Origin of the sequence: Pseudidiomarina terrestris, assembly GCF_030466405.1 — a bacterium.
Taxonomy (GTDB): domain Bacteria; phylum Pseudomonadota; class Gammaproteobacteria; order Enterobacterales; family Alteromonadaceae; genus Pseudidiomarina; species Pseudidiomarina terrestris.
In genome coordinates this window covers 50,891-77,332 of sequence record NZ_JAGGJF010000002.1, presented here as the reverse complement: position 1 = coordinate 77,332, position 26,442 = coordinate 50,891, and the positions used below count along the sequence as shown (strand labels likewise).

Below are 26,442 nucleotides of genomic sequence, written 5' to 3'. Positions count from 1 at the left end.
ACCTTGTATGAGCGGTTTAGTCTATCTTAATGGCGAATGGCTTGCTCCTGAAGAAGCAAAAGTCTCGGTCTTTGACCGGGGCTTTTTGTTTGCGGACGGCATATATGAAGTGATCCCTGTCTACCAGGGCCGACCCTTTCTAGTTGAGCATCACCTGGCGCGTTTGCACCGCTCACTCGCAGCCATCAATATTCCTGATCAGCCAGAGGGTTTCTGGCAGGATCTCACCAATCAGCTGATTACCCGCAATCAGGTGACCGATGGCCTCATTTATTTCCAGGTCACCCGTGGTGCCGAGACGAAGCGCTCGCACCTGCCACAAACCGTGCTGACACCGACAGTATTCGCCAATGTGTCGCCCTTGCAACTGCACTGGGATACACCGGCGCCTGCCAATGTCGTTCTGTGTGAAGATATCCGTTGGTTAAGGTGCGACGTTAAGAGTATCAGCCTGCTTGGCAATATCATGCTGAAACAGTTCGCCGAACAACGCGGTGCCATCGAACCTTTACTCCATCGAGACGGCAGTATTACCGAAGGAGCATCGAGTAATTATTTCGCCGTCAAAGACGGTGTGCTTTACACTGCCCCTGCGGATCACTTGATTTTGCCCGGCATCACCCGCATGTGGGTATTGCAATTGGCCGCTCAGCTGAACCTGCCCGTGCGCGAAGAAGCCTTTACTGTTCGTGAGCTGGCGCAACTCGATGAGCTGTTCCTGACCAGCTCAAGCCGTGAGATACAGCCGATTGCAAAAATTGATGATATAATTATCGGCAATGGCCGCTGTGGTCCCCTCACACAAAAACTTGTTGAGGCATTTCACGAAAGTAAGCGCGCGCATTTAGCTTAGGAGTAACCCATGCAAAAAACCCGTTTCGATGAGCTGGTCGAGTTTCCATGTCACTTTACCTTTAAAGTCATGGGCCTGGCAAAACCGGAGCTTCCTGATGCGGTCGTCGCCGTCGCACAAGAGCATGCACCAGGTGATTACAATCCAGCAGTAAAGCCCAGCAGCAAAGGCAATTATCATTCCGTATCCATTCAAATACGGGTCGAAAGCCAGAGTCATGTTGAAACCCTTTACCAGGCCTTAGCGGCGCTGGAAGATGTTCGCTATGTCCTCTGATTTGATTGTTCGGCAATTAGGTCGGCAAGACTACGAGCCCATCTGGCATGCGATGCAGAGCTTTACGGACGCTCGCGACGCCGACACTACTGATGAGCTATGGGTGTTGGAGCACGAGCCTGTGTTTACCCAGGGACAAGCCGGCAAGGCCGAGCATATTCTCGCCCCTGGCGATATTCCTGTGGTGAAGGTAGACCGCGGAGGGCAAGTGACTTACCATGGCCCCGGGCAACTGGTCGTATACTTTTTGCTCGACTTGCGACGGTTGAAAATTGGCGTCCGACAATTGGTGACCCATATTGAAGCTACCATCGTAAAACTGATGGCCGAAGCTGATATTGAAGCTGCAGCTCGTCCTGATGCGCCCGGTGTCTATGTCGGTGACGCTAAATTATGCTCATTAGGTCTAAGAATTCGTAAGGGCTGTTCATTTCATGGACTGGCTCTAAATGTTAATATGGATCTCAGTCCATTTTTACGCATTAATCCTTGCGGTTATGCGGGAATGCAAATGGTGCAGAGCAAAGAATTAGGTGGCCCGGCAACCGTTGCCGCAGCAGCTGCACGGGTAAGTGCCATCTTCGCCGAACAGCTCGGCTACCAAAACATTCATGAACACACAGGATTAGACAACGCTTATGTCCAAGCCAGTTAGAGTTGAACCCGGGGTAAAATTACGCGACGCCGAAAAGATGGCGCTTATTCCGGTTAAAGTTGTCCCAACTGAGCGGGATCAAATGCTCCGTAAGCCAGAGTGGCTGAAAGTTAAGCTACCTGCGTCAACTCAGCGCATTGATGAAATTAAGCAGGCCATGCGTAAGCACGGCTTGCACTCAGTCTGTGAAGAAGCTTCCTGCCCGAACCTGCCGGAGTGCTTCAATCATGGTACTGCGACCTTTATGATCCTGGGTGCCATCTGTACCCGCCGTTGTCCTTTCTGTGACGTTGCCCATGGCCGCCCGTTGCCACCGGATCCGGAAGAAGCTGTTAAGCTCGGCGAGACCATTCGTGATATGAAGGTGAAGTACGTGGTGGTGACCTCCGTCGACCGTGACGACTTGCGTGATGGCGGTGCCCAGCATTTTGCTGACTGTATCCGTGAGATCCGCGCGCACAGCCCCGGTATTCAGGTCGAAGTTCTGGTACCAGATTTCCGCGGACGCATGGACGTTGCTCTCGAGATTTTAAGTGGCGAAGCACCTGACGTGTTCAACCATAATCTGGAAACTGTGCCACGTATGTACAAAGCTGCCCGTCCAGGCGCCAACTATCAGTGGTCGCTGGATTTGCTGCAACGCTACAAAGAATCACGTGCTGATATCCGCACCAAGTCGGGTCTTATGGTCGGTCTTGGCGAAACTAACGACGAAATTCTCGAGGTCATGCGTGATTTACGTGCCCATGACGTGGATATGCTGACCATTGGTCAGTATTTGCAGCCTAGCCGCCATCACCTTCCGGTGACGCGCTACGTGACTCCTGACGAGTTCGAAATGTTCCGTGAGGAAGGCGTTAAAATGGGCTTCACCCACATCGCCAGTGGTCCTCTGGTACGTTCGTCGTATCACGCTGATTTACAGGCGGCAGGTAAAGAAGTCAAATAGCACGCTATTAACAGGGGATCTGACGATGAGTACGCTGATTTGGTGTTTATTAATTGCCGGTTTACTTCCCATCGCTGCCAAAGCACCGGTGGTTTACTTTCAAAACCGTGACAATGGCTACGATAACCGCCATCCGCGTGCTCAGCAGCAGCGCTTAACCGGCCCCGGCGCTCGTGCCGTAGCCGGGCATTATAACGCCTATGAAGCCTTTCCCTTGTTCGCTGCCGCAGTCTTGCTGGTCATCGCTACCGGTCATGTCGGCGTCGTCAATCAATGGCTTGCGGTCGCTTTCGTTGGCTTGCGGATTATTTACCACGTTCTCTATCTTGCCAACTGGGACAAGTCGCGAAGTTTAATCTGGTTTCTGGCGTTACTCTGTCCGGTGATCATGATTGCCCAGACGGCCATCTCATTGTCCATTTGAGCGACGTAGCAGCTCAAGGTAGACCTCGGGCCAAACATTGACGTCATGGTATTCCATCGCGGTCATGTGAGCCACAGGCTTCCAGCTGTAAACCTTTTCCACAGCATTGCAGGTCGCGCTCGGGAATAGCCCCACCGCAACCGACGCAGCGGACCCCAACTGCCATTTACCATCGCTCCCGGGCTGCGCCAGGTCGCGCCAGTCCGCAACAGCGTCGCGCCAGGGCAAGCGCTGCCATAACTTCTGCAGTTCGTGACTCGATAGTTGCTGCGTCACTGTGGTGACCACATTGACTGACGGATGCAGATAACGTCCCTGGCAATAATTTTCCGCCAACGCGGCCGACATCGGATACTCGTCAGCAAACCCCAACCAGTGCCCTACTTCGTGCGCCAGGACATCGACAGATGCGTCTACCGGCAACACCATCTGCCAGTGACTAGCGCTACCAATTGCCGGTGTGCCGCTGGCGATAAACACCAGCTGGCGTTGATTCCACTCGCGTGGCAACAAGGCTAAATCACACTGTTGATGGCCGCGTTGGCCACCACTACGGCAATCCAGTTGGTCATAATCCTGATACCAACGGATGTGAAAGCATTGCACAAATTCAGCGAGAGGATGTGCCGGCCATTGCGACAGAGTCTTTATGGGCTCCTGCGAGCGCCCTAGCGGCAACCACACCTGAATCGCTTCGGGCTGTTCAGGAGAGCGGCAAGTTGCTGGAGCTGCGGGGCTAAGGTCGGTGGTGACACCCAGCAGCTGTTCTGGCAAAGGCTGCCAGGAGTCGGCAGTTGCCGCATGGCAAAGCAGTAACAGACTGGCCGCGCTGCAGCTGGCAAGAACGGATTTAATTGGCGCGGGCAGCATTCGCTTGTTGCTGACTCCAGTCCATTTCAATCGCTGCATAGCGGTGTTCCAGAAACATATAAACATTGGTGGTCAGCGCCAGTCGGAAATAAACGGCCGCAGTATCCCACTCACCTTCTAATTGCTTGAGCTTGCCCAGATAGAAGTAGGACTCGCACATACGCTCAGCAAGGGTTTCATCCGCAGCTAAACCCTGAGTTGCGTAGGAAGAAAGAAACTCATCTTCGCTCATAACGCCAATGTACAAATCGACCAGTCCCCAGGCCCAGGCATCGGTGCTGTGTTCCAGACGCGCTTTTGCAAGTTGCTGCTGAGCCCGCTGTGGATCACCTTCCTCCACGGCAGCCAGAAACCGCCAGATGGCGCGATAAGGGTCGCTTGGGTCTGCCTCAAAGTAATGCTGTAAATCGTCATTGGCAAGGTCAAAACGATGATCGTAGTAGCCAGCCACACCGCGATTCAGGTAGGCATAAGGATGCTCGGGTTCAAGTTCAAGCACGGCTTCAAAGGCCTCGTAAGCGTACTCAAACTGGCCCAGTTGGGTGTAATGAATACCAAGATAGTTGTAGGCGTCAGCCAGGCGCGGTTGGTAATCCAGCGCCCGATTGAAGTCGATCCGCGCCAGAGTGATTAAGCCCAGCGCATCATACAGGCTACCGCGGCGGTAGAGGAGCTGGCCCATACTCTCCGCATCCAGCTGCTCCGCCTCCTTAGCCATAATATCAGTCAGCTTCGCCAACTCCAGCTGAAAGCGGCCATCAGGCGCCTGCGGCGCAACTACGACGAGGTTTCCGAGACTTTTATCTTGCGCTGTTGGAGTGCTGGTGCAACCGGCGATGCCTAAGCAACAGATCACCATCAGCCAGCCGATGCGATGAAAATTCATGATAACTCCTGACTACCCTGCTTGCGATCCATCATACCGCACCTTCGCAGAAAAAAGAAAAGGGGCCGAAGCCCCTTTTTGTAAACAAATGAGAAGTTGATTTTACTCAGCTTCGTCCTGGCCTTTGTCCTGGCTTACTTCAGCTGCCGGTTGCGCTGCTTCTGCAGGCTTCTCAGCGGCTTCTTTCATGCTCAGACGGACACGACCCTGGCGGTCGATTTCCAGAACTTTAACCGGCACAACGTCACCAACATTCAGGTATTCGTTGACATCATTCACACGCTCTTCAGCGATTTGTGAGATGTGTACCAAACCATCTTTGCCTGGCAGAATCGTTACGAATGCACCGAAATCAACGATACGTGCGACTTTACCCTGGTAGATACGGCCAACTTCAACATCTTCAGTCAGTTCTTTAATACGGTCGATTGCGGCTTGCGCTGACTCTTGGTCAGTAGCGGCAATACGGACAGTACCGTCATCGTTAATTTCGATGTTGGTATTGGTGCTTTCCGTCAACTCACGAATCACCGCACCACCTTTACCGATCACGTCGCGGATCTTGTCCGGGTTGATCTTCATGGTGTGGTAACGCGGAGCATAGTCAGACAGCTCCTGGCGCGCGCCAGAAATCGCATCGTCCATCACATTCAGAATGTGCAGGCGAGCAGCTTTCGCTTGCTCAAGTGCTTTTTCCATGATTTCACGAGTGATACCGTCGATCTTGATATCCATCTGCAATGCGGTCACGCCGTCTTTGCTACCCGCAACTTTAAAGTCCATGTCACCCAGATGATCTTCGTCACCGAGGATGTCAGAAAGGACAACGAACTTGTCGCCTTCTTTGACCAGACCCATAGCGATACCAGCAACCGAAGCTTTAATCGGAACACCAGCGTCCATCAGTGCCAATGACGTACCACAAACGGATGCCATTGAGCTTGAACCGTTTGATTCAGTGATTTCAGAAACCACACGAATGGTGTACGGGAATTCTTCCTGGCTTGGCATGACGGCTTGCACACCGCGCTTCGCCAAACGACCATGGCCGATTTCACGACGCTTAGGTGAACCCACGAAACCGGTTTCGCCAACACAGTATGGAGGGAAGTTGTAATGCAACATGAAGCGGTTGTTGCTTGAGCCGATCAGGTCATCAATCATCTGCGCATCACGTTCTGTGCCCAAGGTCGCTGCAACCAGTGCCTGCGTCTCACCACGTGTGAATACTGCAGAACCGTGGACGCGTGGGAGCATCCCCGTAGCGATATCAAGGGCACGTACCATGTCCGGTTCACGACCATCGATACGCTTCTCGCCAGCAATGATACGGTGACGTACAACGTCACTTTCAAGACCGTGAAATAGGTTACCGATTTGCTTCGCGTCTAAGCTCTCGTCTTCGGCAGTCAGCTTTTCAATCACTTCGTCACGCAGCTTTTTAACTTGCTCATAACGCTCAGTTTTCTCAGTGATACGGTAGGCTTCACCAATACCGTCTTCTGCCAGCGCTTTGATTTTATTAAGCAGTTCTTCGTTGGTCGCCGGAGCTTCCCATTCCCACTTCGGCTTACCAGCTTCAGCAGTGAACTCGTTAATATTTTCGATCACAGTCTGCATTTGCTCGTGACCATAAACAACAGCGCCTAACATGGCATCTTCTGACAGTAATTGTGCTTCAGACTCAACCATTAATACGGCATTGTCGGTACCTGCAACGACCAGATCAAGTTTAGACTCGGTCAATTCGTCCAGGGTAGGATTCAATACGTATTCATCGTTGATAACACCAACGCGTGCCGCGCCGATTGGGCCTGCAAAAGGTACACCAGCAATGCAAAGTGCTGCCGACGCACCAATCAGAGCCACGATATCAGGGCTCACTTGAGGGTTTACAGAAACAACGGTAGCAATGATTTGCACTTCGTTTTTGAAACCTTCAGGGAATAGTGGACGAATTGGACGGTCAATCAAACGCGAGGTGAGGGTTTCACCTTCTGACGGACGACCTTCACGCTTGAAGAAACCACCTGGGATTTTACCTGCAGCGTAAGTACGTTCTTGATAATTAACTGTTAGCGGGAAGAAATCTTGCCCTTCGTTGGCTTCTTTTTTGGCAACAACAGTAACCAGTACTGAGGTGTCATCCATGCTGGCAAGTACTGCGCCAGTCGCTTGGCGCGCCATGGCGCCGGTTTCTAATGTTACGGTATGACGACCGTATTTAAATTGTTTTGTAATCGGATTCACGTTTTTTTCCTTTACCTTCTTCTCTTAAATTCACATGCGTTGTTCGAAATATCGCCTTCTCATTCCGAGTAACAGTCTTTGTGTCAACTTTAGCTTAGCTGACAAATGGCGAGGGACAACTCACCAACAACGCTTTCCTCAAATTCTTTTCAGTAAGTAAAAAGGGGCCTGACGGCCCCTTTTTTTGAACAGTGCTTAGCGACGTAAACCGAGTCGCTCAATCAGAGATGCATAACGCTGATTGTTTTTACGCTTAAGGTAGTCCAACAACTTACGACGTTGGCTAACCATACGTAACAGACCACGACGTGAGTGGTGATCCTTCGCGTGTTCTTTAAAGTGGCCTTGCAGTTCGTTAATGTTAGCAGTCAGCAAAGCGACTTGAACTTCTGGTGAACCAGTGTCGTTTTCGCCCTGACCAAATTCTTTAACGATTTCAGCTTTTTTTGCCGCAGTTAGTGACATATCTTACTCCTAGTTTAAAAAAAATATCAGCGCCAATCACTAATTCAGCACTGATGGAATCGCCAAGCATTATACGGACTCACCTAAGCTTTAGCAATGCTTAGCACCCGCTTTGGCATAATTTTATCTTCTTTCCAGAAGCCAAGTCCTAACAAGACTTCATCGCCTTCGCGTCGGACGCGCACAACATCGTCGTGCATCTGACTTTGGCCAGGCATCGGTGCGGCCGGATTACCGGCGACAAAGCGCACCGCATCCGAACTTTTGATGATCACCTCAGGCATTTGTTGGATGACTGAGTCACAAGGCAACAATAAAGTATCTAAAGCCTTATAATCGTCCTCTTCCGGCACACATTGTGCCGCACGTTCTTCCAGCTCTGCCAGCGTCACCATCGGCCCGTCTACGCCTTCTATCCAGGTGCGACGTAAAGCACTGACATGCGCCCCACAGCCAAAATATTGCCCCATATCGTCAATTAAAGTGCGTATATAGGTGCCTTTACTACAGGTAACTTCCAGACTTAGCTGGTCACCTTCGAAGGAAATTAAACGAATACTGCGAATGGTTATTTCGCGCGACTTGCGCGGCACTTCAATTCCCTGGCGCGCGTAATAGTAAAGTGGACGCCCTTCGTATTTGAGCGCCGAGAACATCGACGGGGATTGTTGCTGCGGACCGACAAAATCAATCACAGCCTGTTGCACGGTTGCCTCGTCCAGTTCCACCGGTCGTTGCTCAACCACTTCACCCTCAGCATCACTGGTGGTTGTGCGCACGCCGAGTTGCGCCGTTACCTCGTAGGTCTTATCTGCTTCTAGCGCGAAGTGTGAGAGTTTAGTGGCCTCACCGAAGCATAGCGGTAACACGCCAGTGGCTAAGGGATCCAGAGCCCCTGTATGGCCGCCTTTGCGGGCATTAAAAAAACGCCGCACCTGTTGCAGTGCGGCGTTTGAGGTAAGTTCCAGAGGCTTATCTAAGACTATCACGCCACTAATGTCGCGGCCTGACTTACGTCGTCCCATTAATCGTCTCCGTTCTCATCCTTCGGAGTATGGCGTTGTTCATCGCGACGAACCGCCTCATCCACCAATTTCGACATCCGGATACCTTCGTTCAATGACGGGTCATGCACAAACCGTAGTTCAGGCATGATCCGGGCTTTCACCCGTTTGCCCAACAAAGACCGGACGAAACCAGCGGCGTTATTGAGTACCTTCAAAGCTTGCTTTACCTGTTCCTCGTCATCCTGCATAAAGGTAACGAATACTTTGGCGTAGGCAAGATCACGCGATACTTCTACGTCCGATACAGTCACCATCGACACTCGAGGATCTTTAATTTCGCGTTGCAGTATCAGCGCAATTTCACGCTGATACTGCTGCCCCACCCGCTCTGTACGACTATAATCTTTCGCCATAAGAGTTAAAGGCTCCGCTCGATCTGGACAGTTTCGAAGACCTCAATCTGGTCGCCAACTTTTACGTCGTTGTAGTTCTTCACGCCGATACCACATTCCATACCGCTGCGAACTTCCTGCACGTCGTCTTTAAAGCGACGTAAGGATTCCAGTTCACCTTCGTAAATCACCACGTTGTCACGCAGCACACGAATTGGGGCAGAACGTTTAACGATACCTTCAGTAACCATACAACCGGCAATCGCGCCAATTTTCGGTGACTTGAACACGTCACGAACTTCAGCAAGACCAATGATTTGCTGCTTGAACTCTGGCGCTAACATACCGCCCATCGCTAACTTGATTTCATCAATCAGGTCATAAATGACGCTGTAGTAACGCAGATCCACTGCTTCTTGCTCAATCACTCGCTTGGCAGAAGCGTCTGCACGCACGTTGAAACCAACGATGATGGCATTCGATGCGCCGGCCAGCGAGGCATCGGTCTCGGTAATACCGCCAACACCACTACCGATAATGTTCACTTTAACTTCATCGGTTGACAGTTTCTGTAACGAATCCGCAATAGCTTCAAGTGAACCTTGTACATCAGACTTGAGTACGATGTTCAGTTCTTTCACGTCGCCTTCCTGCATGTTTGCAAACATGTTTTCCAGCTTCGCTTTCTGTTGTTTCGCTAATTTGATTTCGCGGTACTTACCTTGACGATAGTTCGCAACTTCACGTGCTTTACGCTCGTCTTTAACAACGGTCGCTTCGTCACCGGCTTGTGGTACGCCAGAGAGACCTAAAATCTCTACCGGAATAGATGGGCCGGCTTCTTTGACATCACGACCAAGCTCGTCACGCATCGCTCGGATACGGCCATACTCAAGACCACAGAGAACGATATCGCCTTGGCGTAAGGTGCCTTCCTGAACCAGGATAGAGGCTACCGGTCCACGACCTTTATCCAGTCGTGACTCAATCACGATGCCGTGCGCCATACCGTCAGTAACGGCTTGCAAATCAAGTACCTCTGATTGCAACAAGATGGCTTCAAGCAGTGCATCAACGCCTTCACCTGAGTGTGCTGACACCGGCACAAACTGTACGTCACCGCCCCAGTCTTCAGGGATAACGTCACGTTGTGCTAATTCGTTCTTCACCCGATCCGGATCGGCTTCTGGTTTATCCATTTTATTAATGGCAACCACCAGTGGTACCCCTGCGGCTTTGGCATGCTGAATCGCTTCTACGGTCTGTGGCATAACACCATCGTCCGCGGCTACGACCAGGATAACGATATCCGTTGCACCGGCACCACGTGCCCGCATCGAAGTAAAGGCTGCGTGACCAGGAGTATCAAGGAAAGTGATCATGCCGTGATCGGTTTCTACGTGATACGCACCGATATGCTGGGTGATACCACCCGCTTCGCCGGCAGCAACCTTCGCTTTACGGATATGGTCAAGTAATGAGGTTTTACCATGGTCAACATGGCCCATTACGGTCACCACAGGCGCGCGTGGTGACTTCTGCTGATCGTCTTCATTACGATCGGCAAGAACTTCCTGCTCAAGCGCATTATCACTAACCAACACCACTTTATGGCCCATTTCTTCAACCACAAGTGACGCAGTTTCCTGATCAAGCACCTGATTAATGGTGACCATTTCGCCCATCTTCATCATCGCTTTGATGACTTCGCTGGCTTTAATTGCCATACGGCTGGCCAGTTCACCAACGGTAATGGTTTCACCGAGCTTCACTTCACGCTCTACCGGTGAGGCCGGCTTAGTGAATGCCTGGTGCAAGCTGGAACGTTTGGAACCCTTACGACGTTTTTCGCGACGCGGGGTTTCATCGCGCTCATCGTCACCACGACGACGCTTCTGCTTCTTACGGTTACGACGCTCTTCATCAACGTCCTGCTCGTCTTCCGCTTCTTTGGCGTACTCGGAGGTGGTGAAGTGAACATCTTCCTGTTCAGCCTGCTTACGCTTAGCTTCTTCTTCCTGCCAGCGTGCAGAGTTTTCTTCTGCTAATTTGCGCGCTTCTTCGGCCTGACGTGCAGCTTCAGCTTCGGCTTTCTTACGAGCCTCTTCTTCTTGCGTTTTACGCAAGCGTTCCGCTTCTGCCTTAGCTTCATCGGCTTTTTTACGCTCTTCAGGCGTCATCGCAGCACGCTTTTCTGCTTCTGCTTTCGCCTTGGCTTTTTCTTTCTCTTTACGAGCTGCTTCTTGCTTAGCCTTGTCCTCGGCCGCTTTCTTTTCCGCTTTTGCTTTTGCTTCAGCAGCTGCTTTTGCTTCTTCTTCCTGACGTTTGGCTTCCGCTGCAGCGCGTTCTTGCTCAGCTTTTTCCTGCTCAGCTTTCTGCTCATCTTCCAGCGTCGAACGTTTCACGTAGGTACGCTTCTTGCGCACTTCCACCTGCACTGACTTGCTCTTACCCGGGCCACCGCCAATGCTAAGCGTGCTTTTTTCTTTACGCTTCAACGTCATTTTACTTGGCTCTTGCGGACCTTTACCGCCATGAGCTTTATTCAAATGCGCCAACAGCGCTTGCTTTTCGTCTTCTGTGACTGAGTCGCCCGGCTTCTTCTTCATGCCCGCTTCAGCAAACTGTGTCACTAAACGATCAACTGTCGTACCTACATCTTTAGCTAGTTTATCCAGCGTTACTTCATCCATAGTCTGTCGTACCCCCGTTGATCTTATTCTTCGTCACCGAACCAGCAAATATTACGCGCCTGCATAATTAGCTCACCAGCCCGTTGTTCGGTTAACTCTTCAATTTCCGCGAGATCGTCAATGCCCTGCTCAGCCAGGTTTTCAAGAGTAACAATACCCTTACTAGCAAGCACATAGGCCAAGTGACGGTCCAAACCTTCAAGATTTAGCAAGGTTTCATCCGGCTCAACGCTCTCAAGCGACTCTTCATCTGCCAATGCTTTCGTAGTTAAAACTCCACGCGCACGGCTACGTAATTCTTCGACGATATCTTCGTCCATACCTTCAATGGTCAGCAGCTCGTCCATCGGCACATAAGCGACTTCTTCCAGCGATGAGAAACCTTCATCGACTAACACCGCCGCAAAATCTTCGTCAATAGCGAGGTGTTTAGTAAACAAGTCAAGCAAGCGCTGTGCTTCAGCTTCGTTTTTCTCGGTAAACTCATCCACTGACATCACATTCAATTGCCAGCCGGTCAACTGACTGGCAAGGCGCACGTTCTGTCCGGCTTTACCGATGGCCTGAGCAAGATTACCTTCCTCTACCGCGATATCCATGGTGTGCGCATCTTCGTCAACAACGATAGATGCCACTTCAGCTGGCGCCATAGCGTTAATCACGAACTGTGCCGGGTTATCATCCCACAACACGATATCTACGCGCTCACCACCAAGTTCACCCGATACGGCTTGCACCCGGGCGCCACGCATACCTACGCAAGCTCCAACAGGGTCAATGCGGCGGTCATTGCTTTTAACCGCAATTTTCGCCCGTGAACCCGGATCGCGTGCTGCACCGCGGATTTCAATCATTTCTTCGCCGATTTCCGGCACTTCGATACGGAACAGCTCAATCAGAAAGTCTGGGTTGGTGCGACTGACAAATAACTGCGCACCGCGCGCTTCCGGGCGAACTTCATAAAGCAAACCGCGGACGCGGTCACCAACACGCACAGATTCGCGTGGTAGCATTTCTTCACGATAAATCATTGCTTCAGCGTTATTGCCCAAATCCAGCAGGACGTGCTCACGATTGGCGCGTTTCACAATACCGCTGACCAGCTCACCGACCTGGTCCTGATATTCATCCACCACTTTTGCACGCTCAGCTTCACGCACTTTCTGCACGATAACTTGCTTGGCGGTTTGCGTGGTGATGCGATCAAATTCAATCGAGTCAATTTGTTCTTCAACAAAATCGCCGGCTTGCACAGACTCATCTTCGTATTGTGCAGCAGCCAGACTGATCTCGCGGTACGGGTGCTCAAGCGGCTGCTCTGCATCATCGACCACTAACCAGCGGCGGTAGGTGTCAAAATCACCTGTGGTGCGGTCAATACTGACCCGTACATCGATGTCACCGTCGTATTTCTTTTTCGTTGCATGCGCTAACGCAGACTCCAGAGCCTCAAAGATTTTGTCTTTCGAAACGTCTTTTTCGTTCGAAACAGCTTCTGCAACTAATAAAATTTCTTTTGCCATTATCTTGCCTCGCCTGCGCAATCCTTAGTTTAACTGAGGAACTAAATGAGCTTTTTTCACTGCTGAGTAATTCACCGTCATTGGTTCACCCTCAACTTCGAATTCAACTGAGTTGCCATCAACTGCTTTGATGACACCTTTAAATTTACGTCTGTTTTGCTGCGCCATGGTCAATTCCACTGCCGCAGTTTCGCCTAGATAGTTCTGCATTTGCGCAGCACTGAAGAACGGACGTTCCATTCCCGGCGAGGACACTTCCAGGTAGTACTCGCTATTAATCGGGTCTTCCACATCCAGTAACGCACTCACCTGATGACTTACATCGGCGCAGTCGTCAACACCAATACCATCTTCATGGTCAATGTACACCCGCAAGGTCGAATGTTTGCCTGCGCGAACAAATTCTACGCCCCACAATTCAAAACCTAATGCCGCTACTGCTGGCTCAATCATGGTGACTAAGCGTTCTTCAATACGTGCCAAATTCTTGAACTCCTGAAACAAAAAAAGGGCGTAAACGCCCAGTGTTATGACTGCTAATTCGCCCGACATCTGATGTCGTACCGCATTGCAGCAGAGGTCACATAGTAAAAAGCCCCGGACAGAAGCGGGGCTTTTCGAACACTGGACCCTTTGTTAAATGGTTGCGGGGGCAGGATTTGAACCTACGACCTTCGGGTTATGAGCCCGACGAGCTACCAGACTGCTCCACCCCGCGTCCGAAAACGTGTCCATATTATAAAGATTCCCGAAGGAAACGCAACCAAAACAGGTTGCCAATTTGGTGCGGATGGCGGGACTTGAACCCGCACGCCCGAAAGCACTACCCCCTCAAGATAGCGTGTCTACCAATTCCACCACATCCGCATAAATCGTTAGTTATTCTGACTCTGGTACGTCGTTACCAGAAGTTGGGACTTCCTGGTTCACAGGAGCTGGCGCTTCGATGTTCTCGAATTCGCTCTCAACATCACCTGAACCTGACGACAAGTTGCCTAAAATCAGACTTAAAACAAAAAACACAATTGCAATCACAGCAGTCGTACGGGTCAGGAAGTTACCTGAACCACCGGAGCCAAACACTGTGTTTGATGAGCCGGCACCGAACGACGCGCCCATATCTGCACCTTTACCTTGCTGAATCATGATAATTCCGACCAGCACAATGGCAACGATAAGATACGCAATCATTAAAAATTCGTACATAGTTAGCTTCTCCGGGCTTGAGCCGCACGACAAATTGCAAGGAACGCTTCAGGTTCTAAACTTGCGCCGCCGATCAAGCCGCCATCAATGTCTGTTTCTGCGAATAATGCGGGAGCGCTATCCGCTTTGACACTGCCACCGTACAGCAATGGCACTGTTGCTGCAGCCGCATCATAACGCTGCTGCAACCAATTTCGTATAAATGCGTGTACTTCTTGTGCTTGCTGTGGACTTGCCGTTTTACCGGTGCCTATTGCCCAAACGGGTTCATAAGCTATCACCACATGCGCGAGTTGTGCCGCGCTGACATTAGCTAACGCCTTAGCTAACTGTCCTTCAATTCTTGCAAAGGTCTCGCCATTATCACGCTCATGTTCGTGTTCGCCGAGGCATAACACGACCTTAAGCTTTTGCTCTTGAAACGCTAACACTGCGTCTACTTTGGCTTGCACCCGATCGTCTGAGTCGCCGTACAACTGACGGCGTTCAGAGTGCCCGATCAGTACATATTCAGCGCCAGTTTCGGTAAGCAACTGCAGGCTGTGTTCACCCGTATGGGCACCGGCGTGATGCTCATTTACATCTTGCGCGCCTAAATGCACATCGTCGTAGAACACTTCGCTTTGCCAGGCCGGTAACAACACTGCCGGTGGACACACCACCACTGAGACATCGTTCAAAAGCGCACCTGACTCACGCAGAGCCTCTGCCAGCTGGCTGGTAAGGTGGCGATTGCCATTCATTTTCCAGTTCGCGATGACCAAGGGTTGCCGTTGCATAAATGCCTCTATTAAGTGCGTTTTAATTGCTACCTTAAGAGCGGCGAGATATTACATAACCTGCCGCCAACTTACAAGTACTGAATACTACAAAACAGCGAGACTGCTCATTAATTCGCCGCCGCCTCAACTTCACCTGCGATTTGCTGGGCCAGGGTTTTTACGGACTGCGCATCGCGGCCTTCAACCATGACCCGAATCAGCGGTTCGGTGCCGGATTTACGCAGCAGAACGCGGCCTTCATTGCCAAGCCGTTTTTCAACGTCTGCAACGGCAGACTGCACCGCCGAATCTGCTAACGGATCCGAGCCGGCCTGGAAGCGCACATTAATCAGAGCCTGCGGATATTTTTCAAAACCTTTTAGCAGATCACTTAAGCTGCATTGTTCCCGCTGCATTGCTGTCAGCACCTGTAGCCCCGCGATAATCCCATCGCCGGTACTGTGGAACTGACGATTGATAAGGTGGCCTGAGTTCTCGCCACCGATCTTCCAGTCCCGTTTAACCAGCTCTTCCATGACATAGCGATCGCCAACTTTAGCTCGCACAAAGGGGATTTTGCGATCGGCGAAGAATTTCTCCAGCGCAAAATTCGACATCAGCGTACCCACGATTCCGCCCTGCAACAGACCATCTTGCTGGGCTGCGCGGGCGAGGATATAAATCACATCGTCACCGTCGACAACCCGTCCTTCGCTGGTCACCATCATCAAGCGGTCACCGTCGCCGTCCAGTGCAAAGCCAAGGTCAGCCTTATGTTCACGAACACTCGCCTGCAGGCTTTTCAACTCAGTCGCACCACAGTCAGCATTAATATTGATCCCGTTTGGTGCCGTACCAATTTCGTGTACCGTAGCGCCCAGCTCGCGTAAAACGTCTGGCGCGATATGGTAGGTCGCACCATGGGCGCAATCCACGACAATGGTCAGTCCGCTTAAGGACAACTCAGAGGGGAATACACTCTTACAAAACTCAATGTAACGCCCCGGTGCATCGTCGATGCGGCTGGCCCGCCCCATTTGCTCTGACGGAACACATACCAGCGGCTCATCCAGTAGTCGCTCGATTTCGCTCTCAACGGCATCAGGCAGCTTGCTTCCCGAATCCGAGAAAAACTTAATACCGTTATCGTAATAGGGATTGTGCGAGGCACTGATTACTATCCCTGCCGCGGCACGAAAGTTACGCGTTAAATAAGCCACAGCAGGCGTCGGCATCGGCCCCAAAAACTCGACGCTAACGCCGGCGGAGAGTAAGCCGGCTTCTAAAGCTGACTCCAGCATATAGCCGGACAAGCGGGTATCTTTGCCGACCAGCACTCTTTGGTTGCCCGACTTCGCAAAAACCGTACCGGCTGCCCAGCCTAGCTTTACCGCAAAATCTGGGGTTATTGGAAAATCGCCGACCCGACCACGGACACCATCGGTGCCAAAATACTTACGTTCACTCAACTGAAATCTCCAGCCAAGGTTGCTGCAACGACTTTCATTGCATCAACCGTTTCCCTGACATCATGCACGCGAATAATTCGCGCCCCTTTCATTGCTGCAATCGTCGCAGCGGCAAGACTCGCTGGTAAGCGATCTTCCACCTCTCGTCCGGTCACATGTCCCAGCATCGACTTGCGGGAGACACCTACCAACAGTGGTAGCTGCAGCTCGTGCAAGGCCTGCATGCGTTGCAGCAATTGATAATTATGCCTTACGCTCTTGCCAAAACCAAAGCCCGGATCAAGATAAATCCGTTCACGCGCGATTCCCGCTTCGTCGCAGGCGCGAATACGTTGCTGTAAAAACGCTTTCACCTCAATCACAACGTCTTCATAACGCGGTTGATGCTGCATGGTCCGCGGCTCGCCTTGCATGTGCATCAAACACACGTCGACATCATGCTGGGCTAACAAGGCCAGTGCGCCTTCATCCCGCAGCGCTCGAATATCATTCACCAGCGCAATGCCCTGATTCAGCCCTTCGGCCATCACTGCTGTTTTACAGGTGTCCAGCGACAGTGCCACGTCAAACTCCTGACGCAGGCGGGCAATCACAGGCATCACCCGATCGATTTCTTCCTGAACACTGACAGCGTCGGCCCCCGGACGCGTCGACTCACCGCCAATGTCCAGATAGTCCGCGCCATCGGCAATCATTTGTTCGGCCTGTTGCAAGGCACGATCAACACTGTTGAAACGGCCACCGTCAGAAAAAGAATCAGGGGTGACGTTGAGAATTCCCATCACTTTGGGAAGAGCTGTTGCAGCTGCCATACTTCGATCCTCAAAAAAAAGCCCCGTCTCCGGGGCTTTTCATACTTTAATTTGCGGGGGCGTCGCCCGGTTTATCCGTCAACGGCTGCTCATCTGAGCTCGCTGCCGCTCCTCCGCTTGAGTCATCGTTACGATCCGGCTTGTTCCAGTCACGTGGCTGACGCACGTCCCGACGATTCATCAAATCATCAATCTGGTCCGCGTCGATGGTTTCATACTGCATCAACGCATCTTTCATTGAATGCAGAATATCGACATTCTCTTCGAGAATACGTTTCGCCCGATCATAGTTACGATCAATAAAGAGTTTTACTTCCTGATCAATCGCCCGCGCGGTTTCATCAGACATGTGCTTATGCTGGGTCACCGAGCGTCCGAGGAATACTTCATTCTCGTCGTCAGCGTACAGCAAAGGCCCCATTTTTTCTGATAAGCCCCATTGCGTGACCATTTTCTTCGCAATTTGCGTCGCCCGTTCAATGTCATTCGAGGCACCGGTGGTCACTTTCTCATCGCCATAGATGATTTGTTCTGCCAGACGGCCACCGAATAAACTCGAAATCATGCTTTCCAGGTGCTGCTTGGAATGGCTGACGCGATCTTGTTCAGGCAGGTACATAGTTACACCCAGCGCCCGCCCACGTGGAATAATCGAGACCTTGTAAACTGGGTCATGCTCTGGCACCAGCCGGCCAACGATAGCGTGTCCCGCTTCGTGGTACGCAGTCTGCGCTTTTTCATCATCGGTCATGACCATTGAGCGACGCTCCGCGCCCATCATGATCTTGTCCTTGGCTTTATCAAACTCTTCCATCGCGACGACGCGTTTGTCAGAGCGGGCGGCAAATAACGCTGCCTCGTTGACCAGGTTCGCCAAATCAGCACCTGAGAATCCAGGAGTACCGCGCGCGATTAGAGATGCATCAACATCATCACCTAAAGGCACTTTGCGCATGTGTACTTTCAGAATTTGTTCACGGCCACGGACGTCAGGTAAACCGACCATCACCTGGCGGTCAAAGCGACCTGGACGCAGTAGCGCAGGGTCAAGTACGTCAGGACGGTTGGTTGCAGCGATGACAATAATACCTTCGTTGCCTTCGAAACCATCCATCTCAACCAACATTTGGTTCAGAGTCTGCTCACGCTCATCGTGTCCACCACCGAGGCCTGCGCCACGCTGACGACCCACAGCATCAATCTCGTCAATAAAGATAATGCAAGGCGCTGACTTTTTCGCTTGCTCGAACATGTCACGCACTCGAGAGGCACCGACACCGACGAACATTTCAACGAAATCAGAACCTGAAATAGAGAAAAACGGGACTTTTGCTTCGCCGGAAATCGCTTTAGCAAGCAATGTCTTACCCGTACCAGGAGGTCCTACCATAAGTACGCCCGTAGGGATTTTACCACCTAAGCGCTGGAACTTGGTTGGATCGCGCAAGTACTCAACCAGTTCAGAAACCTCTTCTTTGGCTTCGTCACAGCCAGCAACATCACTGAACGTCGTTTTAATCTGCTCTTCACTCATCAGCCGCGCTTTACTCTTACCAAAGCTCATGGCACCACGGCCACCGCCGCCGCCCTGCATCTGACGCATGAAGAATATCCACACACCAATCAACAGCAGCATCGGGAACCACGAGATGAAGATCGAAGTCAGAATACTTGGCTCTTCGGGAGGCTTACCGACAACTTCAACGTTGTTCTTAAGCAGATCGTTCATCAGCTCAGGGTCGTTGAGTGGAATTACTGTGGTAAAGGTTTCACCTGTCCGCGATTGCGCCGTGATCACGCGACCGTCGATATCAGCTTTGCGGATACCGCCGTTGTTTACCTGCGAAACAAACTGGCTGTAGGGAACCTGGGCACTTGTGCCGTTACCGGGACTAAAACTATTGAACACCGTCATTAATACGACGGCGATCACCAGCCAAAGAATTAGATTTTTTGCCATATCGCTCAAAGCTGACTACCTCATTTATTTGCGTTGCTTAGCTCGCTGCCAACAGCGTACTACAATTTGTATCCCGTAGCTACCAGATACACCTCTCGGGAACGAGCCCGAGACGAGTCTGGCTTACGTGTGCGAACCGTTGTGAACGCGCCGCGCACGGCTTTCAGAAACTCTTCAAAACCTTGTCCATGAAATACTTTGACGACAAAACTGCCATTCGGTTTCAATACCTGGTGACACATATCTAAGGCCAGTTCGACCAGGTACATTGACCGTGGCAAGTCAACGTTATCGTTACCGCTCATATTCGGCGCCATATCCGACAACACTACGTCTACGTTCTTGCCCCCGATTCGGGTCAGCAGAGCCTCCAAAACACTTTCTTCGCGAAAGTCACCTTCGAGAAAATCGACGCCAGCGATCGGATCCATAGGCAGAATGTCACAGGCAATGACCTGACAGTTGCCTTCCAGCTTCTCGACCACATACTGCGACCAGCCGCCAGGCGCTGCACCAAGATCCACCACCGTCATACCTTGTTTTAAGATATGATCCTTTTGCTGAATTTCATCAATTTTAAATACCGCCCGGGAGCGTAGGCCCTGCTTTTGGGCCTTCTGTACATAATGGTCGCTAAAGTGTTCCTGCAACCACCGTGAACTGCTTGCTGATCGTTTTTTACCCATAGCCTCAATACCAAACTGGCTTCTACTACCCAGATGGCGGTAGAATAGCGAAAATTCAAGAGATAGTAGGATATTATTACATGGCTGCAGGGTTAACTTTAAGCAATAAACAGAAACAACACCTAAAAAGCTTGGCACACAAGCTCAAACCGGTGGTGTTATTAGGCGGAAATGGCCTTACCGAAGGCGTAATGGCGGAAATCGACCTTGCGCTTAATCATCATGAACTGATTAAGGTTCGGGTCCCTGAAGACGACCGTGAACTACGTGAGCAGATTTATACCACCATCGTCGCGCATACGCAGGCGTATCGGGTACAAGTCGTAGGTAAGGTGCTGACCCTTTATAAACCGGGTCCGGAAGGGAAAATTCAATTACCGCGCAGTTAACTGCGCGGTTTCTTCATGTTGCGTTGGGCGCTGGCAAGCGCCTTGGCGACTTGTTTAATCGCAAAACTAGCTGTGACATGGTCCGCTCTGCGGGCCAGATAAGTTTCCACCAGTAACGCCTGGTTATCCTCAGTTTTCTCCAGATTAAAAAGTCTGAACAATGGTTCGATCGCTTCCACTGCTTTGATTACCTGTGCCCGTTCTGAAGCCCTTTGATACTCAGATTGCACTGCTTCGGCCAGATGCAGTTGCGAAGGCGTAGGATAATTCAGCTGTTTGTCGGGAGAGAAAAACCAATCTAATGATATACCTGCGTTAATCAGTCCTACCACCAACTGATCGCTGGTGACTGTGCCGCGTTTGCGCCAGTTCGCATATGTTGAGTTGGGTATGCCGATTTTACGCATGATTTTTGCCAGGGGTAAATCACCGTAATACAGCTTCAACCGCGCAATACACTCGTCCATACTGAGTATTTCTACTTTGCTTTTCTGCGCCCTATGTGTAGTATTTATTTTAGTGTCATTTGACATCATTTTTCCTTAATATTTGTCTTTTGACCCACTTTTTTAGTTCTTTTGAACGCACTGTGAACTCCACTTAAGTTCACAATGAGCTACATTCAACCACAGCAGAGCGACGATGGATAGTAATAAAATTAAAAAGGAATTAGCCCAGCGAGGATATGATTTTTCAATGCTTGCTAAAGCTCTTGGGAAAAGCCCTTCGCTGATTTCAAAGGTGGCTTCGCGCAAGGCCCGGTCACAATCTGTGGCTGCGGCACTCGCTAAAGCGCTGGACCGACCGATAGAAGAAGTGTTCCCAGATGTCGAGAGTTATCACGGCGCTGTGGTGACCAGCAAAGAAGACCGCGAACAAAAAGAGCGCGAACTGGTCGCGCTCTTAAATGACAAAAATTAGTCAAACCAGGGGAAAGACGAGTTAACTATACTCGACTTTCACCACTTCGTATTCGACTTCACCGTTTGGCGTATTGACGCGTGCCACATCATCGATTTGTTTGCCGATGAGCGCACGGGAAATTGGCGAGTTCACTGAAATCAGATTTTGTTTGATATCAGCTTCATCGTCACCCACGATACGGTAGGTCACTTCTTTTTCAGTAACTGTATTGTACAGGGTGACTGTCGCGCCAAAAATCACTTTGCCCTGATTCGGGACCTTGGTGACATCAATGATCTGTGCATTGGATAGCTTGGCTTCAATTTCCTGAATACGACCTTCACAAAAGCCCTGTTGTTCACGGGCGGCGTGATATTCCGCATTCTCTTTCAAATCGCCGTGCTCACGGGCATCAGAGATCGCCTGAATAATCCGCGGTCGGTCTTCAGTCTTTAAACGTTTCAATTCCTCCCGCAGCATCTCGGCGCCGCGGGTCGTCATTGGAATCTGACTCATGCTGTTTCAACCCTTTTATGTAATGACTGCAGTGAGTTTACCCGTGCCCGGTCATCTGCAGTATTTGCTTTAACTGTCGCAAATGCTGCATTCAAAGTGGTGGTATAAATCACTTTATTCAAGAGCGCTTCGCGGCGAATATAGACCGAGTCTTCAATTGCCTGGCGCCCTTCAACGGTATTGATAATGTAACTGTACTCGCCGTTTTTAATTGCATCAACAATATTTGGACGGCCTTCCTGCAATTTATTCACCACCGAGCAGGAGATGCCCTCGCCGCTAAGCAGTTTCGCAGTACCGCGCGTTGCTTCCAGAGAAAAACCAAGTGCAATCAAACCGCGGGCAAGGTCAAACAACCGCGCTTTGTCACCATCCCGGACCGATAACAAGGCCTTGCCGGCTTTTGCCAGCGCTTCGCCTGCGCCCAGGTTAGCTTTTGCATAGGCCTCTTCGAAGCTTTCACCTACGCCCATAACTTCGCCTGTGGAGCGCATTTCCGGGCCACGAATGGGGTCAACGCCCTGGAACTTAGCAAACGGAATCACGACTTCTTTCACCGAGTAATAGGGCGGAATAACTTCCTTGTCGTACCCTTGTTGCTTCAGGGTCTGACCCACCATCACCCGCGCCGCAATTTTTGCTAACGGAACACCGGTGGCTTTCGAAACAAAGGGTACGGTACGGGCTGCACGCGGATTCACCTCAATCAGGTAGATCTCGTCTTCTTTCACCGCGAACTGAGCATTCATTAACCCCTGTACGTTAAGTTCAAAGGCCAGCTTGCGCATCTGCTCACGCAGCTCGTCCTGAATTTTGTCGCTTAACGAGTACGGTGGTAACGAACAGGCCGAGTCACCTGAGTGGACCCCCGCTTGTTCAATGTGTTGCATAATGCCGCCGATAAACACGTCCTGACCATCACAGATGGCATCGACATCCACTTCAATTGCGTTATCGAGGAAACGATCCAGCAACACCGGGGCCGAATTGGATACCTTCACCGCATCCGTCAGATAGCGGTGCAAGTCAGTCTCATCGTAAACGATTTCCATCGCCCGGCCACCAAGCACGTAGCTTGGCCGTACCACCAGCGGATAGCCAATGCGCTCTGCTTCGCGCAGAGCTTCATCGACCTTGGTCACGGTCGCGTTCTCAGGTTGCTTGAGACCTAAGCGGCGTACCGCGCTCTGGAAACGCTCGCGGTCTTCGGCGCGGTCGATGGCATCTGGCGAGGTGCCGATCACGGGCACACCATTGGCTTCCAGCTCACGCGCAAGTTTCAATGGCGTCTGGCCACCGTATTGCACAATCACGCCTTTAGGTTGCTCGACGCGAACAATTTCCAGCACGTCTTCCAGAGTAATAGGCTCAAAGTACAACCGATCAGAAGTGTCGTAATCCGTTGAAACCGTCTCTGGGTTACAGTTCACCATGATGGTTTCATAGCCGTCTTCACGCAACGCTAAGGCAGCGTGTACACAGCAGTAATCAAACTCAATGCCCTGCCCGATACGGTTGGGTCCACCACCGATCACCATGATTTTGTCACGGTCGGTCGGCGCCGCTTCGCACTCTTCGTCATAGGTCGAGTACATGTAGGCGGTATCCGAGGCAAACTCGGCGGCACAGGTATCCACACGTTTATAGACAGGCACGACGCCTAACTCATGGCGGCGACGGCGAATTTCTGTCTCAGCAACGTCAAGAATCTGTGCGATACGGGCATCAGCAAAACCTTTGCGTTTAAGTACCCGCAGCACACGCTCATCAAGACCTGTCATACCCAGTTTTTGAATCTCTGCTTCCAGCAGCACGATCTCTTCAATCTGGATCAGATACCATTCGTCGATGCGGGTCAGCTCGAACACTTCGCGCACGGTCATACCGATGCGGAATGCATCAGCAATGTAGAAAATTCGTTCCGCGCCCGGCTCTTTAAGCTCCCGGATAACTTTGCCACGTGCTTCTGCATCATTAGGGTCGACCATAGGGTCAAAGCCGGTTGCACCGATCTCCAGACCACGCAGTGCCTTTTGCAAGGACTCCTGCTGATTACGGCCAATGGCCATCACCTCACCGACAGATTTCATCTGGGTGGTTAAGCGGTCATTACAGCCAGCAAACTTCTCGAAATTAAAGCGTGGAATTTTGGTAACGACATAGTCTAATGCTGGCTCAAAAGATGCAGGGGTGACGCCGCCGGTGATCTCGTTTTCGAGTTCATCCAGGGTATAGCCTACGGCTAATTTTGCAGCCACTTTGGCAATTGGGAATCCGGTTGCCTTTGAGGCTAGAGCAGAAGAGCGAGACACCCGTGGGTTCATCTCAATGACGACCATGCGACCCGTATCAGGATCAATACCAAACTGCACGTTTGAACCGCCGGTTTCGACACCAATCTCACGCAATACGGCCATCGCCGCGTTCCGCATGATTTGATACTCTTTGTCGGTCAGTGTTTGCGCCGGTGCCACAGTAATCGAGTCACCGGTATGGATACCCATCGCGTCAAAGTTTTCAATGGCACAGACAATAATGCAGTTATCTGCTTTATCGCGCACCACTTCCATTTCAAACTCTTTCCAGCCGATTAACGACTCATCAATAAGCAATTCTTTGGTGGGCGACAAATCCAGGCCGCGCCGGCAGATCTCTTCGAATTCTTCACGGTTATAGGCAATACCGCCACCGCTGCCGCCCATAGTGAATGACGGGCGAATAATACAGGGAAAGCCTAAGCGACCGAGAATATCGAAAGCTTCGTCGAGGTTATGAGCAACCTCAGCGTTTGGCGTTTCCAGTCCAATCGCTTTCATCGCTTTATCAAAGCGATCACGGTCTTCAGCTTTATCAATGGCATCCGCATTGGCGCCGATCATTTCCACCTTGTACTTTTCCAGTACACCGTGTTTATCCAGTTCCAGCGCACAGTTGAGTGCCGTCTGGCCACCCATGGTGGGTAGCACCGCATCCGGGCGTTCAACTTCAATGATCTTCGCCACGACTTCCCAGTGAATCGGCTCGATGTAAGTCACATCGGCCATGTCCGGATCAGTCATGATGGTGGCAGGGTTGGAGTTCACCAAGATAACCTTGTAACCCTCTTCACGCAGGGCTTTACAAGCTTGGGCTCCGGAATAGTCAAACTCACAGGCCTGGCCAATAACAATGGGGCCAGCGCCAAGAATGAGGATGCTTTTTATGTCGGTACGTTTTGGCATAAGTCGGTTCGTCCTCCGTTCAGGCAGCGCTTACTGCGCGCGCTGGCTCATCAGGTCAATAAAGTGATCAAACAAAGGTGCAGCATCGTGCGGTCCGGGGCTGGCTTCAGGATGTCCCTGGAAGCTGAACGCCGGTGCATCAGTGCGATGAATCCCCTGTAAAGTTCCGTCAAAAAGGGACTTATGCGTCACTTTAAGATTCTCCGGGAAGTTTGTCTCTGAGACCGCAAAGCCATGGTTCTGACTGGTAATCATCACCCGGTTGTTCGCTAGGTCCTGAACCGGATGGTTGGCACCGTGGTGGCCAAACTTCATTTTCTCGGTTTTCGCACCACTGGCCAGCGCCAGCAACTGATGCCCAAGACAAATACCAAACAACGGCATTTTTGCTTCAATCAGTTCACGAATTGCCTTGATGGCGTAATCGCAAGGCTCAGGGTCACCCGGTCCGTTGGATAAAAACACACCGTCAGGTTTCATTGCCAGTACGTCGCTCGCTGGCATTTCTGCTGGGACCAGTGTCACCTTGCAGCCGCGATCAGCTAGCATCCGCAGGATATTGCGCTTACAACCATAATCATAGGCGACCACATGAAACTTGTGATCTTCGAGCTCACTAAAGCCCTTGCCTAATTGCCAGCTTTTGCTGGTCCACTCATGCGGCGCGCGGATCGTCACTTCCTTCGCCAAATCCATGCCCTGCAAGCCCGGGAAGCCTCGTGCGAGCTCCAAGGCGTGGTCAACGTCTAACTCACCATCAACATTACCGGCCATAATACAGCCGTTCTGAGCGCCTTTTTCGCGCAACAGTCGGGTCAGTTTACGGGTATCAATGTCGGCAATCCCCACCACATTTCGCTGCCGCAAGTAGTCACCTAAAGATTGTTCCAGGCGAAAATTACTGGCTTTGAGGGATAAATCACGGATGACCAGGCCTTTGGCCCAAACACGGTTGGATTCTTCGTCTTCGTGGGTGGTGCCGTAATTGCCAATATGGGGATAAGTAAGAGTTACGATTTGTTCAGCATAGGAGGGATCGGTGAGAATTTCTTGGTAGCCGGTCATTGCGGTATTAAAAACAACTTCGCCGACCGCCGTGCCACCAGCACCGATTGCAGTGCCGTGAAAAACAGTTCCATCCGCAAGCACCAAAATGGCTTTGCTCGCTGAATGGCTCGCTAGAATACTCAAGGTTAACCTCCGTACATAAAAAAACGGGTGAATCATAAAATGACTTCCCCGTTGATTACCTTGCACCAGCTAAAAAGTGCGCGTT

Annotated in this window: 26 protein-coding genes and 2 tRNA genes; 7 read left to right on the top strand and 21 right to left on the bottom strand. The window is 51.2% G+C overall.

Annotated features, from left to right (window positions below; genetic code table 11):
* Nucleotides 1-7: 7 nt before the first annotated feature.
* The 5 genes from J6J34_RS04530 to J6J34_RS04510 are packed head-to-tail and all read left to right on the top strand — an operon-like array spanning nt 8 to nt 3,157.
* Nucleotides 8-853 (top strand): D-amino acid aminotransferase, encoded by an 846-nt coding sequence (locus J6J34_RS04530; protein WP_301898558.1) that lies wholly within the window; start codon nt 8-10, stop codon nt 851-853.
* A gap of 9 nt (nt 854-862) precedes the next feature.
* Nucleotides 863-1,129 (top strand): DUF493 family protein YbeD, encoded by a 267-nt coding sequence (gene ybeD / locus J6J34_RS04525; protein ID WP_301719935.1) that lies wholly within the window; start codon nt 863-865, stop codon nt 1,127-1,129.
* Complete coding sequence (lipB, locus tag J6J34_RS04520; protein WP_301719934.1) at nt 1,119-1,784, top strand: lipoyl(octanoyl) transferase LipB; 666 nt, start codon at nt 1,119-1,121, stop codon at nt 1,782-1,784. The genes ybeD and lipB overlap by 11 nt, the downstream gene beginning before the upstream one ends.
* Nucleotides 1,768-2,733, top strand: a complete 966-nt coding sequence (gene lipA, locus J6J34_RS04515) for a lipoyl synthase (RefSeq protein WP_301898557.1) — start codon at nt 1,768-1,770, stop codon at nt 2,731-2,733. The genes lipB and lipA overlap by 17 nt, the downstream gene beginning before the upstream one ends.
* Before the next feature lie 25 nt (nt 2,734-2,758).
* Nucleotides 2,759-3,157, top strand: coding sequence for an MAPEG family protein (locus J6J34_RS04510; protein ID WP_301719932.1), 399 nt, complete (start codon nt 2,759-2,761; stop codon nt 3,155-3,157).
* On the opposite strand, the gene J6J34_RS04505 is transcribed toward J6J34_RS04510, so the two are convergent.
* From J6J34_RS04505 to rlmE, 17 genes are all read right to left on the bottom strand, one after another.
* Nucleotides 3,143-4,066, bottom strand: a complete 924-nt coding sequence (locus J6J34_RS04505; RefSeq protein WP_301836617.1) for a hypothetical protein — start codon at nt 4,064-4,066, stop codon at nt 3,143-3,145. The genes J6J34_RS04510 and J6J34_RS04505 overlap by 15 nt on opposite strands.
* A complete protein-coding gene (gene nlpI / locus J6J34_RS04500) occupies nt 4,008-4,913 on the bottom strand; it encodes a lipoprotein NlpI (RefSeq protein WP_301719930.1) in 906 nt (301 codons plus the stop codon). The genes J6J34_RS04505 and nlpI overlap by 59 nt, the downstream gene beginning before the upstream one ends.
* A 102-nt stretch (nt 4,914-5,015) precedes the next feature.
* A complete protein-coding gene (gene pnp, locus J6J34_RS04495) occupies nt 5,016-7,163 on the bottom strand; it encodes a polyribonucleotide nucleotidyltransferase (RefSeq protein ID WP_301836620.1) in 2,148 nt (715 codons plus the stop codon).
* Nucleotides 7,164-7,358: 195 nt separating this feature from the next.
* Nucleotides 7,359-7,628, bottom strand: a complete 270-nt coding sequence (gene rpsO / locus J6J34_RS04490; RefSeq protein ID WP_301719928.1) for a 30S ribosomal protein S15 — start codon at nt 7,626-7,628, stop codon at nt 7,359-7,361.
* Nucleotides 7,629-7,711: 83 nt separating this feature from the next.
* Nucleotides 7,712-8,653, bottom strand: a complete 942-nt coding sequence (truB, locus tag J6J34_RS04485) for a tRNA pseudouridine(55) synthase TruB (RefSeq protein ID WP_301898556.1) — start codon at nt 8,651-8,653, stop codon at nt 7,712-7,714.
* Nucleotides 8,653-9,048: a 30S ribosome-binding factor RbfA gene (rbfA, locus tag J6J34_RS04480; protein WP_301719926.1), complete on the bottom strand. Its 396-nt coding sequence runs from the start codon at nt 9,046-9,048 to the stop codon at nt 8,653-8,655. Before rbfA ends, truB begins: the two co-directional genes overlap by 1 nt.
* Nucleotides 9,049-9,053: 5 nt before the next feature.
* A complete protein-coding gene (infB, locus tag J6J34_RS04475) occupies nt 9,054-11,720 on the bottom strand; it encodes a translation initiation factor IF-2 (protein WP_301719925.1) in 2,667 nt (888 codons plus the stop codon).
* 23 nt (nt 11,721-11,743) lie between these two features.
* Nucleotides 11,744-13,243: a transcription termination factor NusA gene (nusA, locus tag J6J34_RS04470; RefSeq protein WP_301719924.1), complete on the bottom strand. Its 1,500-nt coding sequence runs from the start codon at nt 13,241-13,243 to the stop codon at nt 11,744-11,746.
* A gap of 24 nt (nt 13,244-13,267) precedes the next feature.
* Complete coding sequence (rimP, locus tag J6J34_RS04465) at nt 13,268-13,726, bottom strand: ribosome maturation factor RimP (RefSeq protein ID WP_301719923.1); 459 nt, start codon at nt 13,724-13,726, stop codon at nt 13,268-13,270.
* 158 nt (nt 13,727-13,884) lie between these two features.
* A tRNA-Met gene (locus J6J34_RS04460) sits at nt 13,885-13,961 on the bottom strand.
* Between the two features lie 64 nt (nt 13,962-14,025).
* A tRNA-Leu gene (locus J6J34_RS04455) sits at nt 14,026-14,110 on the bottom strand.
* 12 nt (nt 14,111-14,122) lie between these two features.
* The gene (gene secG, locus J6J34_RS04450) at nt 14,123-14,449 is read right to left on the bottom strand and encodes a preprotein translocase subunit SecG (protein WP_301719922.1); all 327 of its coding nucleotides are present in this window, start codon (nt 14,447-14,449) and stop codon (nt 14,123-14,125) included.
* Between the two features lie 2 nt (nt 14,450-14,451).
* On the bottom strand, nt 14,452-15,228 hold the full coding sequence (gene tpiA / locus J6J34_RS04445) for a triose-phosphate isomerase (protein ID WP_301719921.1): 777 nt from the start codon (nt 15,226-15,228) through the stop codon (nt 14,452-14,454).
* A 110-nt stretch (nt 15,229-15,338) separates the two neighbouring features.
* Complete coding sequence (glmM, locus tag J6J34_RS04440; protein WP_301719920.1) at nt 15,339-16,679, bottom strand: phosphoglucosamine mutase; 1,341 nt, start codon at nt 16,677-16,679, stop codon at nt 15,339-15,341.
* Nucleotides 16,676-17,491: a dihydropteroate synthase gene (gene folP, locus J6J34_RS04435; protein ID WP_301719919.1), complete on the bottom strand. Its 816-nt coding sequence runs from the start codon at nt 17,489-17,491 to the stop codon at nt 16,676-16,678. Before folP ends, glmM begins: the two co-directional genes overlap by 4 nt.
* A gap of 46 nt (nt 17,492-17,537) precedes the next feature.
* A complete protein-coding gene (gene ftsH / locus J6J34_RS04430) occupies nt 17,538-19,460 on the bottom strand; it encodes an ATP-dependent zinc metalloprotease FtsH (RefSeq protein ID WP_301719918.1) in 1,923 nt (640 codons plus the stop codon).
* Between the two features lie 50 nt (nt 19,461-19,510).
* Nucleotides 19,511-20,137 (bottom strand): 23S rRNA (uridine(2552)-2'-O)-methyltransferase RlmE, encoded by a 627-nt coding sequence (rlmE, locus tag J6J34_RS04425; RefSeq protein ID WP_301719917.1) that lies wholly within the window; start codon nt 20,135-20,137, stop codon nt 19,511-19,513.
* Nucleotides 20,138-20,217: 80 nt separating this feature from the next.
* On the opposite strand from rlmE, the gene yhbY reads away from it, so the two are divergent.
* Nucleotides 20,218-20,526 (top strand): ribosome assembly RNA-binding protein YhbY, encoded by a 309-nt coding sequence (gene yhbY, locus J6J34_RS04420; protein ID WP_301719916.1) that lies wholly within the window; start codon nt 20,218-20,220, stop codon nt 20,524-20,526.
* Here yhbY and J6J34_RS04415 read toward each other — a convergent pair.
* A complete protein-coding gene (locus tag J6J34_RS04415) occupies nt 20,523-21,062 on the bottom strand; it encodes a hypothetical protein (protein WP_301836622.1) in 540 nt (179 codons plus the stop codon). The two genes, yhbY and J6J34_RS04415, sit on opposite strands and share 4 nt — an antisense overlap.
* A 106-nt stretch (nt 21,063-21,168) precedes the next feature.
* On the opposite strand from J6J34_RS04415, the gene J6J34_RS04410 reads away from it, so the two are divergent.
* Nucleotides 21,169-21,447: a helix-turn-helix domain-containing protein gene (locus J6J34_RS04410; protein ID WP_301719914.1), complete on the top strand. Its 279-nt coding sequence runs from the start codon at nt 21,169-21,171 to the stop codon at nt 21,445-21,447.
* A 21-nt stretch (nt 21,448-21,468) separates the two neighbouring features.
* On the opposite strand, the gene greA is transcribed toward J6J34_RS04410, so the two are convergent.
* From greA to carA, 3 genes are read right to left on the bottom strand one after another with little or no spacing between them, the layout of a single operon-like run.
* The gene (gene greA / locus J6J34_RS04405) at nt 21,469-21,945 is read right to left on the bottom strand and encodes a transcription elongation factor GreA (protein WP_301719913.1); all 477 of its coding nucleotides are present in this window, start codon (nt 21,943-21,945) and stop codon (nt 21,469-21,471) included.
* Complete coding sequence (carB, locus tag J6J34_RS04400; protein ID WP_301719912.1) at nt 21,942-25,166, bottom strand: carbamoyl-phosphate synthase large subunit; 3,225 nt, start codon at nt 25,164-25,166, stop codon at nt 21,942-21,944. Before carB ends, greA begins: the two co-directional genes overlap by 4 nt.
* Before the next feature lie 30 nt (nt 25,167-25,196).
* The gene (gene carA, locus J6J34_RS04395) at nt 25,197-26,357 is read right to left on the bottom strand and encodes a glutamine-hydrolyzing carbamoyl-phosphate synthase small subunit (protein ID WP_301719911.1); all 1,161 of its coding nucleotides are present in this window, start codon (nt 26,355-26,357) and stop codon (nt 25,197-25,199) included.
* Between the last annotated feature and the right edge of the window lie 85 nt (nt 26,358-26,442).

Coding starts and splice junctions, on each gene's coding strand:
- J6J34_RS04530 (WP_301898558.1), top strand. CDS start 8: ATGAGCGGTTTAGTCTATCTTAATGGCGAATGGCTTGCTCCTGAAGAA.
- ybeD (WP_301719935.1), top strand. CDS start 863: ATGCAAAAAACCCGTTTCGATGAGCTGGTCGAGTTTCCATGTCACTTT.
- lipB (WP_301719934.1), top strand. CDS start 1,119: ATGTCCTCTGATTTGATTGTTCGGCAATTAGGTCGGCAAGACTACGAG.
- lipA (WP_301898557.1), top strand. CDS start 1,768: ATGTCCAAGCCAGTTAGAGTTGAACCCGGGGTAAAATTACGCGACGCC.
- J6J34_RS04510 (WP_301719932.1), top strand. CDS start 2,759: ATGAGTACGCTGATTTGGTGTTTATTAATTGCCGGTTTACTTCCCATC.
- J6J34_RS04505 (WP_301836617.1), bottom strand. CDS start 4,066: ATGCAGCGATTGAAATGGACTGGAGTCAGCAACAAGCGAATGCTGCCC.
- nlpI (WP_301719930.1), bottom strand. CDS start 4,913: ATGAATTTTCATCGCATCGGCTGGCTGATGGTGATCTGTTGCTTAGGC.
- rpsO (WP_301719928.1), bottom strand. CDS start 7,628: ATGTCACTAACTGCGGCAAAAAAAGCTGAAATCGTTAAAGAATTTGGT.
- truB (WP_301898556.1), bottom strand. CDS start 8,653: ATGGGACGACGTAAGTCAGGCCGCGACATTAGTGGCGTGATAGTCTTA.
- rbfA (WP_301719926.1), bottom strand. CDS start 9,048: ATGGCGAAAGATTATAGTCGTACAGAGCGGGTGGGGCAGCAGTATCAG.
- infB (WP_301719925.1), bottom strand. CDS start 11,720: ATGGATGAAGTAACGCTGGATAAACTAGCTAAAGATGTAGGTACGACA.
- nusA (WP_301719924.1), bottom strand. CDS start 13,243: ATGGCAAAAGAAATTTTATTAGTTGCAGAAGCTGTTTCGAACGAAAAA.
- secG (WP_301719922.1), bottom strand. CDS start 14,449: ATGTACGAATTTTTAATGATTGCGTATCTTATCGTTGCCATTGTGCTG.
- tpiA (WP_301719921.1), bottom strand. CDS start 15,228: ATGCAACGGCAACCCTTGGTCATCGCGAACTGGAAAATGAATGGCAAT.
- folP (WP_301719919.1), bottom strand. CDS start 17,491: ATGGCAGCTGCAACAGCTCTTCCCAAAGTGATGGGAATTCTCAACGTC.
- rlmE (WP_301719917.1), bottom strand. CDS start 20,137: ATGGGTAAAAAACGATCAGCAAGCAGTTCACGGTGGTTGCAGGAACAC.
- yhbY (WP_301719916.1), top strand. CDS start 20,218: ATGGCTGCAGGGTTAACTTTAAGCAATAAACAGAAACAACACCTAAAA.
- J6J34_RS04415 (WP_301836622.1), bottom strand. CDS start 21,062: ATGATGTCAAATGACACTAAAATAAATACTACACATAGGGCGCAGAAA.
- J6J34_RS04410 (WP_301719914.1), top strand. CDS start 21,169: ATGGATAGTAATAAAATTAAAAAGGAATTAGCCCAGCGAGGATATGAT.
- greA (WP_301719913.1), bottom strand. CDS start 21,945: ATGAGTCAGATTCCAATGACGACCCGCGGCGCCGAGATGCTGCGGGAG.
- carB (WP_301719912.1), bottom strand. CDS start 25,166: ATGCCAAAACGTACCGACATAAAAAGCATCCTCATTCTTGGCGCTGGC.